This window comes from Pantoea sp. GCM10028869 (genome assembly GCF_042666835.1).
GTDB classification, from domain to species: Bacteria; Pseudomonadota; Gammaproteobacteria; order Enterobacterales; family Enterobacteriaceae; genus Pantoea; species Pantoea leporis.
Genome location: NZ_JBHTGO010000003.1, coordinates 370,710 through 382,477, shown reverse-complemented (window position 1 = coordinate 382,477; position 11,768 = coordinate 370,710). Strand labels below are relative to the sequence as shown.

The window sequence follows — 11,768 nt, the reverse complement described above, 5'->3', positions numbered from 1 at the left end:
ATTTGTTTTAAGGTTACAAGTTAACCTGGCGCGACGGAGAAACACCATGTTTGGTGGCATTAATCAAATGTTCAACCGGATGTGCGATCACCCGGACCTTGGCAAACTGCTTTTGCGCCTGACGTTTGGCGGATTGCTGCTGTTTCATGGGGCGTTCAAAGTGGTGCATGGCGTGGGTTGGATTGCGCACATGCTCGCCGTCAAAGGAATGCCAGGTTTCATCGCTTACGGTGCTTACATCGGGGAAATAGCGGCACCTGTAATGGTGATCATCGGATTTTTGACGCGCCCTGCGGCGTTCATTATTGCGGTGAACATGATTGTTGCGACACTGCTGGTAAAAATGGGCGCTGTCTGGCATCGCACCGACGTCGGTGCGTGGGCGCTGGAGACAGAAGCGCTTTACCTGCTGGGTGCGCTCGCCATTATGTTTTTAGGTGCCGGGAAGTACACGCTGGTGCGTGACGCGCGCTTGCAATAACCACAAGAAAAGCAGCCGGTCTGCTGAATTTCAGACCGGCTGTAACATTTCTCCTCAGGCCACGCCACAGCGTTCCAGACTGCGCTGCTGCATCTGCTGGTACAACGCCATTTCATCCTGCACCGCGCAACCTAACGCGCTTTCAAAATCCGCTCGGCTGGCATTCCCCGCGCTGCGTGTTTGCGCCACATCCCCCAGATTCGACTGGAAAATCCCCGCAGCACTGACCGGCAGGAAATCTTCGTAAACGATCGGTTCGGCACTCAAACGCTCTTCAGCCAGCAACTGCGTCACGCTTTCGCCCGCGCGTGGCGGCAGGTGCTCGCCTTTTTCGGTCAGGCGATAGCGGAACCACGCCAGCTGCTGCTCGCGCAAAGACTCTTCGTCGTCGGGGAAATCACTAAACACCGCGCTAAGATGTTGCTGGTGATGCTGGTTATCGCTGCCGGTACCGGCTTCGGCCAGCAGACGATCGTAAAGTTCGCGTCCTTTTGGGGTGAGCGCCGCGCCGCGCTGTTCAATCTCACCAAAGCGCGCGGTATGCGTGCCCGGCGTGCCATCGTTAAAGTGCACCGCTTCTTCCAGCGCCTTGAAGCTGGTCTGGCGCAGCAGAATCGGTACTTTACGCTGCGGCGGGCCTTCAATCAGGGTTTTGGGATCGATGCCGCGCGAAGGCATCAGCGCTTGCACCCGATCAATATCCAGCGTGCGCGGCGTCAAATGGTTGATGTGGCAACCACGGAAACACACCACATCGGCAATCAGACGATGCTGCTGGCTCAGTGCGCGATAAGTGGCGCTGTCTACGGTGGTATGCGCATGCCAGCGGAAGGTTTCCAGCGCTTCCTGCACGAAAGTGGCGGCATCCGCGGCGTTCAAACCGCCCTGCTGCTGATGCTTAGCGATCAACGCGCGGCAACCTGGCGTAAAGATATCGCGCGCGGCGAGAATTGCAGCGGCCTTCTCGCGCAGCGCCGCATCATCAATCAGTTCCAGACGCAGCAACGAAGTGAAAACGCGGAATGGATTATGGCGCAACGCGCGATCGCTGACCGGACGAAACGCCGTGGAGTGCACCGGCACACCGGCTTGCGACAGGTCGTAATACCCCACCGCTTCCATGCCCATCACGGCGAACATCCGGCGCAACGTGCTGAGTTCATCAGCCTTGCCGACGCGAATCGCACCGTGACGCTCGACGCTCAGGCGACTCAGTTCATCGGCGGCCGACAAGCGGTTTTTTAACTCGGGATTGGCTTCCAGCGTACGTTCATTAACAGCGGTGACCAACTGCGTCAGCGTGCCGTATTGCGGCACTTCCTGCTGATACAGGGTCGACATTGCCTGCGAGAACAGCGTGCGGATGGCATCGCTGCTGAGAAAGTTTGGCATCATCATCACCTTGGGCTAACGGGTTGTTGCTACTGTAGATCAACCCTTTAGCGGCGGGTAACAATTTCATGGAACTGTGATCGCCTTGTCACTCGGTGAGGTTTGACTGGTCACCAAAGCGACATTTCAGCACCAGCATGATGGTGGTTAACACGGCGGGAATCGCCAGCAGCAGGAAGATCTGACTGAACGTCCAGCCAAGCGTTAACAACTCGGCACCGACAAAGGCGCTAATGATGGCGCCGATGCGACCAATGCCGTGCATCCAGCTGGAGCCGGTGGCACGCGCATGAGTTGGGTAATAACTGGCGGAGAGCGCATTCATGCCGGTATTGGCGCCGTTAAAACAGAAGCCGCTGCAGAAAGCGATGGCGCTCATTAAGCCGACCTGCGCGGGTGAAAAACCCAGTGCCACAATGGCAATGCCACCGCAGAAATAGATCACCGCCAGCGCCAGGTTGGCGTTGATGCGGTCCATCAACCAACCCGCAAACAGCGAGCCAAGGGTTCCGCCAGCCTGATACATCGCCGTGACAATCGCCGCTTCCGTCACCGACATGCCGAGCGTGCTGATCAATGAAGGCATCCAACTGCCAATCAGGTAAACGAGGAACAGCCCCATAAAGTAGCCGCCCCACAACATCAAACTGCCGAACAGATATCGGCGCGACACCACGGTCGCCACCGAGCCTTTACGCGCGGTCGGCAGCTCAGTGCTTTGATAATGGCTATCCGGCTGCACGCTGCCGGGCAGCATACGTTCGAGGATGGCGTGAATACGTGCGGCAGGCGCGCGACGGCTAATCAGAAAACGTACCGATTCCGGTAAGCCGCGCACTAAAAAAGGCAGCACCAGCAGCGGCAGCACGCCGCCCATCAGCATAACGGAGTGCCAGTCATAGCGCGGCAGCAGCCACGAAGCGGCAAAGCCTCCCGTCGCGGCACCAAAGGTAAAGCCACAGAACACCACGGTAATAATAAATGAGCGGCGACGTTCGGGCGCGTATTCGGCCACCAGCGTGCCCACGTTGGGCATCGCGGCCCCAAGCCCTAAGCCGGTGAGAAAGCGGAACAGCATCATCTGTTCGATGTTCTGCGCCATCGCCGTGGCCAGCGTCCACAGACCGAAAAACAGCACGCTGATGAGGATCATCACGCGGCGACCATAGCGATCGGCCAGCGGTCCAGCGACCATCGCCCCCAATGCCAGACCAATCAGCGCCGCGCTGATCACCATGCCGAGTTGATGATTCGTGACGCCCCAACTGGCTTTCAGCGTGGGCGCAATAAAGCCCATCAGCGCAATGTCCATGCCGTCCAGCGCCACTACCACGAAGCACAGCGCGATTAAGCGCTTCTGCCAGCTGCTAAGCGCACTCTTATTGATAAGCTGGCGAACGTCTACTGCTTCAACGCTGGTCACGTAACGACTCCTGCACTTTTAACCGTTTAGGGCATCAGTTTTAGTAAAAAAAACGGCGCTTATCATAGCTCATCGTTAACAATAACAGGCACTCTTTTTGGATGTAATTGAGAATTATTCAACTTTTCACGCTGTATGTTATTGATTTTATAGCGCGCGAATATGCTGCAAAAAGTGTCTTTTTTCAACTTTATTCATAAATACATCAGGTTAGCGGCGAAGCTTGCATAGCGGTGTTTTTGTTAATATAAATTTGCAGGCAAGTTAACATAATTAACGTTTCCTCATTGCTGCTCTTCGGCATAACTCATTATGTTGGGCGTATGGACAAAAATATCCTTTTCAATCAGCGCATTCGCTTGCGTCATTTACATACCTTTGTGGCGGTGGCGCAGCAAGGCACGCTCGGTCGTGCCGCTGAAACGCTCAATCTGAGCCAGCCCGCTTTATCGAAAACACTGAATGAGCTGGAAGAGTTGGCAGGTGCGCGACTGTTTGAGCGCGGACGACTCGGCGCGCAGCTCACCACGCTGGGCGAACAGTTTCTGGTTCATGCGGTGAAAGTGCTGGATGCGCTTAATCATGCTGGTCAAAGCTTCAACGCGCCGCAGCCGGGCCGACCGGTGGTGATTCGACTCGGCGCGCTGACGACTGCGGCGATGGGCATGCTGCCGCAAATTCTCGATCGCTTCCATGAACAGCAACCTAACACCACGGTGCAGGTTGCGACATTGCATAACAACGTGTTGTTGGCCGGTTTACGTGCCGGTGAGTTTGATGTCGGGATTGGTCGTATGGCGGACAGCGATATGATGGCCGGACTCACTTATGAATTGCTGTTTCTGGAATCACTCAAACTGGTGGTGCGCCCCGATCATCCGCTATTAAGCGAGAACGTTATGCTGTCGCGCGCGATGCAGTGGCCAGTAGTGATTTCGCCGGAAGGCACCGCACCGCGCCGTATCGCGCAGCATATGCTGAATGAGCAAGGTTGTACCTTGCCAGCAAACTGCGTTGAAACCTCATCGACATCGCTGGCGCGACAGCTGGCATTGCGTTACGACTATGTGTGGTTTGTGCCTTCTGGCGCCATCAAAGAAGATTTGAATCACGATGCGTTGTGCGCGCTACCGATTGCCTCGCCGGGGCCGGGCGAACCGGTGGGCATTATTACGCGCAGCGGCAGTCCATTAAGCCTGAGCGCCGAAGTGCTGATGGCGACCATCCGCAAATTCCACAGCTAGCGACTGTGTTTTGCATGACGCTCACGGTTCTCCAGGCGCGCCTGTTCGGTTTTTCGTAAACCGACATAGAGCGCGCCCGCCCCACCATCTTTCGGCTGCGCCGTACAAAACGTCTGCACTTCTGCAAACTCCGGCAACCATCGCGCCACATAGCTGCGCACGATATTGGCGTGCGACTCATCGTCACGCCCTTTGCCATGAATAATCAATAGATTGCGCAACCCATGTTTATTGGCCTGCTGCATAAAGCTGAACAGCGCCTGACGACAGGTTTCTACTGGCTGACGCAACAGATTAAGGCTGGCTTCAGGCGGATATTTGCCCAGTCGCAGCTTATCCAGCACGCCTTGCTGTACGCCATCAACTTTAAATTCCAGCGGTGTGGTCAGCGGAACGATGTCGAGATAGCCACGCGTGAGGAAATTTTCCTGCTCGTCACTTTCCTGCGGCGCACGCGGCGCTTTAGGCGAAGGTGCGCGTAGCCATTGGGTATTAGCGCAATTTTTTAATGGTGTCACATCACCCATGGCATCACGGAAAAGGTCTTCATCATCAAGGTTCATGGTGTTTCCTCTCGCCTGGTGTTTGCCTGCGCGTCCAATTCGACGCTAAAGCAAAAGAGTAGCAAAGGATTATGGGCAAAACATCTGTCACTTTTTGCGCTGTAATAAGCGCGCTTTAGCTGTAAACCTGGCAACAAAACGTTCCAGATCAATAAATGCGCTTCAGTCAGACCAGCGCAAACCCCGTAATACCTGACATTTGTGGGGTTTTAAGGACATTTACTGCTCGGATGAGTTCCCTTCGCTTAGAAAAATGTTAAAATTGACCGCAGTCAATAATCATCGAGCGTAACTATATGATCCAGGAAAAACGCAGCATTCGACGTATTCAGTCTGGCGGTTGTGCCATCCATTGTCAGGATTGCAGTATCAGCCAATTGTGTATTCCCTTCACGCTGAACGAGCACGAACTGGATCAGCTGGATAACATCATTGAGCGCAAAAAGCCGATTCAAAAAGGCCAGACGCTGTTCAAAGCCGGTGATGAACTGAAATCTCTCTACGCAATCCGCTCCGGCACCATCAAAAGCTACACCATCACTGAACAAGGCGACGAGCAAATTACTGGCTTCCATTTGGCAGGCGATTTGGTGGGTTTTGACGCCATTGTTGGTGCCAAACATCCAAGCTTTGCGCAAGCGCTGGAAACGGCGATGGTGTGCGAAATCCCGTTTGAAACGCTTGACGACCTCTCCGGTAAAATGCCGGCGCTGCGTCAGCAGATGATGCGTTTGATGAGCGGTGAAATCAAAGGCGATCAGGATATGATTCTGCTGCTGTCGAAGAAAAATGCCGAAGAGCGTCTGGCGGCGTTTGTCTGGAATTTGTCGCGTCGTTTCGGTCAGCGCGGCTTCTCACAGCGTGAATTCCGTTTGACCATGACGCGTGGCGACATTGGTAACTATCTGGGACTAACCGTAGAAACCATCAGTCGTCTGCTGGGTCGCTTCCAGAAAAGTGGCATGCTGGCCGTAAAAGGCAAATATATCACCATTGAGAACCACGCTCTGCTGGCAGAATTAGCTGGCCAGACCGAACAAGCCGCGTGATTCTGTGCCGGGTTAATAAAAGTTATTTTATTGATCCGGCAACAACTTTTCCGCTTCTGCCCTGTCCAAACTTAGGCTATCTTTAACCCAACTTGCTTTGGTTTTAGGAGATCGGCTTATGTCCCGGTACCAAAATATTCTGGTGGCTATTGATGCCCAGCAGGACGATCAGCCCGCGCTGCGTCGTGCGGTTTATCTCAATCAACGAATCGGCGGAAAAATCAAAGCTTTCCTGCCTATTTACGACTTCTCATATGAAATGACCACGCTGCTGTCGCCCGACGAGCGCTCCAATATGCGCAAAGGGGTGATCAGCCAACGTACCGAATGGATCCGCCAACAGGCCCAGGCATATATTGAGGCAGGCGTTGAAATTGAAATCAAAGTGGTTTGGCATAACCGTCCGTATGAAGCCATTATTCAGGAAATTCTGGCACATCAGCATGATTTAGTGTTGAAAATGGCGCACCAGCACGATCGCCTCGAAGCGGTAATATTTACGCCGACGGATTGGCATCTGCTGCGTAAATGTCCATGTCCGGTGTGGATGGTGAAAGATCAGGCGTGGCCTGAAGGCGGCAAAGCGGTGGTAGCGGTCAACTTAGCCAGCGAAGAGCCGCATCATGATGAGCTGAATCAGAAGCTGATTCGTGAAACCACGCTGCTTGCCGAGATGGTGAATCACACCGAAGTGCATTTGGTCGGCGCTTACCCCATCACCCCGATCAATATTGCTATCGAACTGCCCGACTTTGATCCCAGCGTTTACAACGACGCGATTCGCGGCCAGCATTTAGTGGCGATGAAAGCGCTGCGTCAAAAATTCTCCATCAGTGAAGAGTTCACCCACGTGGCGAAAGGTTTGCCTGAGGAAGTGATTCCGGATATTGCCTCGCATCTGGACGCCGGCATTGTGGTGCTCGGCACCATTGGCCGTACCGGTTTGTCAGCCGCGTTCCTGGGTAACACTGCGGAACAGGTGATTGATCATCTGCGTTGTGATTTGCTGGCGATCAAGCCAGACGATTTCAAATCGCCGATTGATCACGATGACGAAGAAGATGAAGACGATTGATTAAAAAAAGGGCGGCTCGCCATGGCCGCCCTACTTATTTCTACTCAGGGCGGTGAATCACATCACCGCCCTGCTTTTTTACAGCGCGCGCAGAATGCCTTCCACGCTCGCTTTTGCATCGCCAAACAGCATCTGCGTATTGTCTTTAAAGAACAGCGGATTCTGGACACCCGCATATCCGGTGCTCATCGAGCGTTTAAACACAATCACGTTCTGCGCTTTCCACACTTCCAGCACCGGCATGCCAGCGATTGGACTGCGCGGATCTTCCAGTGCGGCTGGGTTAACGGTGTCATTCGCGCCGATCACCAAAACGGTATCGGTATCGCTGAAGTCATCGTTAATCTCGTCCATTTCCAGCACCACATCGTAAGGCACTTTCGCTTCCGCCAGCAGTACGTTCATGTGACCCGGCAAACGACCGGCAACCGGGTGAATACCAAAGCGAACTTTGATACCGCGCGCGCGCAGCTTTTCGGTAATCTCCGCAACCGGATACTGCGCCTGCGCCACCGCCATGCCATAACCCGGCGTGATCACTACAGAAGAAGAGGCTTTCAGCATTTCTGCCGTCTCTTCCGCCGTAATTTCACGGTGCTCGCCCACTTCATCGCTTTCGCCGTCTACGCTTACGTCGGTACCAAAACCACCGGCGATCACGCTAATAAAGGAGCGGTTCATCGCTTTACACATGATGTAAGAGAGGATGGCACCCGAGGAACCGACCAGCGCACCGGTAACGATCAGCAAATCATTGCTCAGCATGAAGCCTGCCGCCGCCGCCGCCCAACCGGAGTAAGAGTTCAGCATCGAGACCACAACCGGCATATCCGCGCCGCCAATTGACGCCACCAGATGCCAGCCAAACACCAGCGCAATGACGGTCATCAGCAGCAGCGCAAACACCTGCGCACCGGTGCTATCAGTTTGTACGAACCACAGCATCAGCAGGAAAGAGACCACCAACGCCGCGAGGTTCATTTTATGACGATGTGGCAGCATCAGCGCTGATGAGGAGATCTTGCCGCGCAGTTTGCCAAACGCCACCAGTGAACCGGTAAAGGTCACCGCACCGATGAAAATGCCGAGGAACACTTCGGTCAGATGGATATTTTCCATCACCGGCGCAAGGCCCGGCGCGTGATCGATGTAGCTGTTGAAGCCCACTAACACCGCCGCCAAACCCACGAAGCTGTGCAAAATGGCAACCAGTTCCGGCATTTCGGTCATTTCGACTTTTTTCGCCAGACGCAAACCAATCGCACCGCCGATCACCATCGCCAGCAGAATCCAGGCAACGTTCCCGGTGTTCGGGCCAAAAATGGTGGCGAGCAGCGCAATCGCCATGCCGCTCATACCAAAAATATTACCCTGCTTTGAGGTCTCGTGTTTCGAGAGACCGGCAAGGCTGCAAATAAACAGAATCGCGGCAACAATATATGCTGCAGTAACTAATCCGCCAGACATGTTGCTACCCCTTAATTCTTACGAAACATTTTCAGCATGCGCTGGGTGACGGTGAAACCACCGAAGATATTGATGCTGGCGATCAGTACAGCGATAAACGACAGAATCGTGACCCAACCGCCGTGGCCCATCTGCAGCACCGCACCCACCACAATAATGCCGGAAATGGCGTTGGTGACGGCCATCAACGGCGTGTGCAATGCGTGACTCACGTTCCACACCACGTAATAGCCGACCACGCAAGAGAGCGCGAACACGGTAAAGTGTGACAGGAAGTCCGGCGGCGCGACGTTGGCCAGGCAGGCAAACAGCACCACCGCCAGCGCCAGCAGCAGATACTTGCGCCATGGTGAAACCGGTTTGGCTTCTGCCTTCGGCAGCGGCTGTGCGGCGGGTTGCGCTTTCGACGCGGCGGAAACCTGAATCGGCGGCGCTGGCCATGTCACTTCGCCATCACGAATCACCGTCACCCCGCGCACCACCACGTCGTCGAAATCCACGGTAATTTCGCCGTTTTTCTCTTTGCACAGCAGTTTCAGCAGGTTGACCAGGTTGGTGCCGTAAAGTTGTGAGGATTGGGTTGGCAGGCGGCTTGGCAAATCGGTGTAACCAATAATCTTCACGCCGTTAGGGGTTAAGGTCACCTGATCGGCCACCGTCAATTCGCAGTTACCGCCAGTTTGCGCAGCCAGATCGACGATTACGCTGCCTGGTTTCATGCTGGCAACCATCTCGGCAGTAATCAGCTTCGGGGCCGGACGGCCAGGAATCAACGCGGTGGTGACGATAATGTCCACTTCTTTCGCCTGCGCGGCAAACAGCTCCATCTCTGCCTTGATAAAGGCTTCAGACATCACTTTGGCATAACCATCGCCGCTGCCCGCTTCCTCTTCAAAGTCCAGCTCAAGGAACTCGGCGCCCATACTCTGCACCTGCTCTTTCACTTCCGGACGCGTATCGAACGCACGCACGATGGCACCTAAACTGCCTGCCGCGCCGATGGCCGCTAATCCCGCGACGCCCGCACCGATCACCATCACTTTGGCTGGAGGCACTTTACCGGCAGCGGTGATTTGGCCGGTGAAGAAGCGGCCGAATTCATGAGCGGCTTCAACGATGGCGCGATAACCCGCGATGTTCGCCATTGAGCTCAACGCATCCAGCGCCTGCGCACGAGAAATACGCGGCACCGAATCCATCGCCATCACGGTGACGTTGCGTGCTGCCAGCTTTTCTAACAGCGCGGGATTCTGCGCAGGCCAGATAAAGCTCACCAGCGTGCTACCGGCGCGCGTCAGTTCAATCTCCTGATCGTCCGGCGCATTCACCTTCAAAACGATGTCCGATTGCCACACATCGTGAGTGTTAGTAATGGTGGCGCCGACGGCGATAAAGCTTTCATCATCAAAGCTGGCGCGAAGTCCTGCGCTCTGTTCAACGGTGACGCTAAATCCCAGCTTGATCAGTTGCTCAACGGTCTTTGGCGTGGCGGCCACGCGCGACTCGTTGGCTAACCGTTCTTTGGGTATCCCAATTAACATACTGTTTCCTTTCAACAATTAAAGGATGAGGTTCTGTAAGTGGCAAAAAGCTCAAAAGCCGAAACAGTGTTTCAGCTTTTTATGAGCAAAATGCACAATGAAACAAAGTCTTTATAACCTACTGAAAATATGAAGAGTGATCCACAGCGATAACGCCCACTTATGACATTCACACAAATATTCAGACACAAAGATTGAATGCCATGTTTTGCCACTGCATTTGGTGTTTATTAAAAAATATTCTGCTGCGCAAAATCGTGTCATGTCGAATTAAGTGTTTTTAAAAACCTTTAATTAACAATGCGTTAACTATTATGGCACTAAGTGTTACCAGAATAAGTGGTTATCTGTGCAAAAAAGAGCCGTAACATAAGTCAATGACAGGTCGATGAATAAACGGCAGAGATTGTCAATGTTATGCGCTTAAATTGGCTGAGACAGGCCGATTATTACATGCAATAATCAGCGGCTAATCTGTTATACATCAAGAGTCCAGCACGTTTTCGTACTCATTTTGCGTAAGGCGAAGGATCATTTTTATGAAGCTGAAGAACACCATTCTGGCGTCAACCTTGTTATCACTGCTGGCAGCGAATGCGTTTGCTGCTAAAGAGTTAACGCCAGAGGAAGCGGCCGCGTTGAAACCATTCGAACGTATTAATATCAGCGGCCGTTTCAATGCGATTGGCGATGCAACTGATGCCATCTCCAAACAAGCCGATGCCAAAGGCGCTGACTCTTTCTATGTTCAGGGTATTAATGATAGCAACGGCAACGGCGGTAACTGGCGCGTAACGGCTGATTTGTATAAAGCTAACGCACCAAAAGCGGATGACTCCACTAAATATCGCACCTTCTCAGGCGTGAAAGAGCTGCCGAAAGCAGAAGCCTATCGCCTTGAGCCGTATGACACCGTGTCGGTAAATGGCTTTTTCTCCAGCCAGCCAGATGTTAATGAAGCGATTGCCAAGGCAGCCAAAAATAAAGGTGCGGCATCGTTCTTTATCGTGCGTCAGGTTGATGCGAACAACGGCGGCAACCAGTACGTGACCGCGTATGTTTACAAGGCTGATGCGCCAGAGCGTAAAGTACAGAACACCTCTGATTCAATCCCAGCAGATTCTGAAGCCGGTAAAGCAGCACTGGCCGCTGGTGGCACCGCCGCCACTAAAGTGGCCATTCCTGGCGTGGCCTCTTCGGATACCCCAAGCCGCAACGTTGGTCGTTTCTTCGAAACGCAAAGCTCAACCGGCCAACGTTACACGGTGAAAACTGCCGATGGCCGTAGCGTGCAGGAAGTAAATGCGATTACTGCTGCGCAGATGCAGCCGTTTGACACCATCACCTTCTCCGATCACTTTGGTACCCCAACCGAAATCTCGGAAGCGGTTGGCAAACGCGCAGTGGAAAAAGGCGCTAAGTACTACCACATCACGCGTCAATGGCAGAACCAGAGCGGCGGTAACCTGACCGTCACCGCCGATCTGTTCAAGTAATAGCGATTAAGGGCGGCGTCCGTCGCCCTTTTCAAAA

Annotated in this window: 10 protein-coding genes; 5 read left to right on the top strand and 5 right to left on the bottom strand. The window is 53.7% G+C overall.

Annotated features, from left to right (window positions below; translation table 11 throughout):
• The first annotated feature begins 46 nt into the window (after positions 1-46).
• Positions 47-481 (top strand): DoxX family protein, encoded by a 435-nt coding sequence (locus tag ACFQW4_RS09620; RefSeq protein ID WP_101764325.1) that lies wholly within the window; start codon positions 47-49, stop codon positions 479-481.
• A gap of 54 nt (positions 482-535) precedes the next feature.
• Here ACFQW4_RS09620 and ACFQW4_RS09615 read toward each other — a convergent pair whose 3' ends face one another.
• Entirely contained in the window at positions 536-1,873 is a 1,338-nt protein-coding gene (locus tag ACFQW4_RS09615) for a VOC family protein (RefSeq protein WP_192411973.1), read from the bottom strand.
• An 88-nt stretch (positions 1,874-1,961) separates the two neighbouring features.
• Positions 1,962-3,296 (bottom strand): aromatic acid/H+ symport family MFS transporter, encoded by a 1,335-nt coding sequence (locus ACFQW4_RS09610; RefSeq protein WP_101764324.1) that lies wholly within the window; start codon positions 3,294-3,296, stop codon positions 1,962-1,964.
• A gap of 323 nt (positions 3,297-3,619) precedes the next feature.
• On the opposite strand from ACFQW4_RS09610, the gene ACFQW4_RS09605 reads away from it, so the two are divergent.
• Entirely contained in the window at positions 3,620-4,540 is a 921-nt protein-coding gene (locus ACFQW4_RS09605) for a LysR substrate-binding domain-containing protein (RefSeq protein WP_101764323.1), read from the top strand.
• Here ACFQW4_RS09605 and smrA read toward each other — a convergent pair.
• The gene (gene smrA, locus ACFQW4_RS09600) at positions 4,537-5,103 is read right to left on the bottom strand and encodes a DNA endonuclease SmrA (protein WP_192411789.1); all 567 of its coding nucleotides are present in this window, start codon (positions 5,101-5,103) and stop codon (positions 4,537-4,539) included. The two genes, ACFQW4_RS09605 and smrA, sit on opposite strands and share 4 nt — an antisense overlap.
• 296 nt (positions 5,104-5,399) lie before the next feature.
• Here smrA and ACFQW4_RS09595 point away from each other — a divergent pair, with 296 nt between their 5' ends.
• A complete protein-coding gene (locus tag ACFQW4_RS09595) occupies positions 5,400-6,152 on the top strand; it encodes an FNR family transcription factor (protein ID WP_008106391.1) in 753 nt (250 codons plus the stop codon).
• Between the two features lie 118 nt (positions 6,153-6,270).
• Entirely contained in the window at positions 6,271-7,227 is a 957-nt protein-coding gene (gene uspE / locus ACFQW4_RS09590) for a universal stress protein UspE (RefSeq protein WP_101764321.1), read from the top strand.
• 78 nt (positions 7,228-7,305) lie between these two features.
• Here uspE and pntB read toward each other — a convergent pair whose 3' ends face one another.
• Complete coding sequence (pntB, locus tag ACFQW4_RS09585) at positions 7,306-8,694, bottom strand: Re/Si-specific NAD(P)(+) transhydrogenase subunit beta (protein ID WP_377725013.1); 1,389 nt, start codon at positions 8,692-8,694, stop codon at positions 7,306-7,308.
• Positions 8,695-8,705: 11 nt separating this feature from the next.
• Positions 8,706-10,235: a Re/Si-specific NAD(P)(+) transhydrogenase subunit alpha gene (gene pntA / locus ACFQW4_RS09580; RefSeq protein ID WP_377725012.1), complete on the bottom strand. Its 1,530-nt coding sequence runs from the start codon at positions 10,233-10,235 to the stop codon at positions 8,706-8,708.
• 539 nt (positions 10,236-10,774) lie between these two features.
• Between pntA and ydgH the strand changes: the two genes are divergently transcribed.
• Complete coding sequence (gene ydgH, locus ACFQW4_RS09575; RefSeq protein WP_377725011.1) at positions 10,775-11,731, top strand: DUF1471 family protein YdgH; 957 nt, start codon at positions 10,775-10,777, stop codon at positions 11,729-11,731.
• Positions 11,732-11,768: the final 37 nt, after the last annotated feature.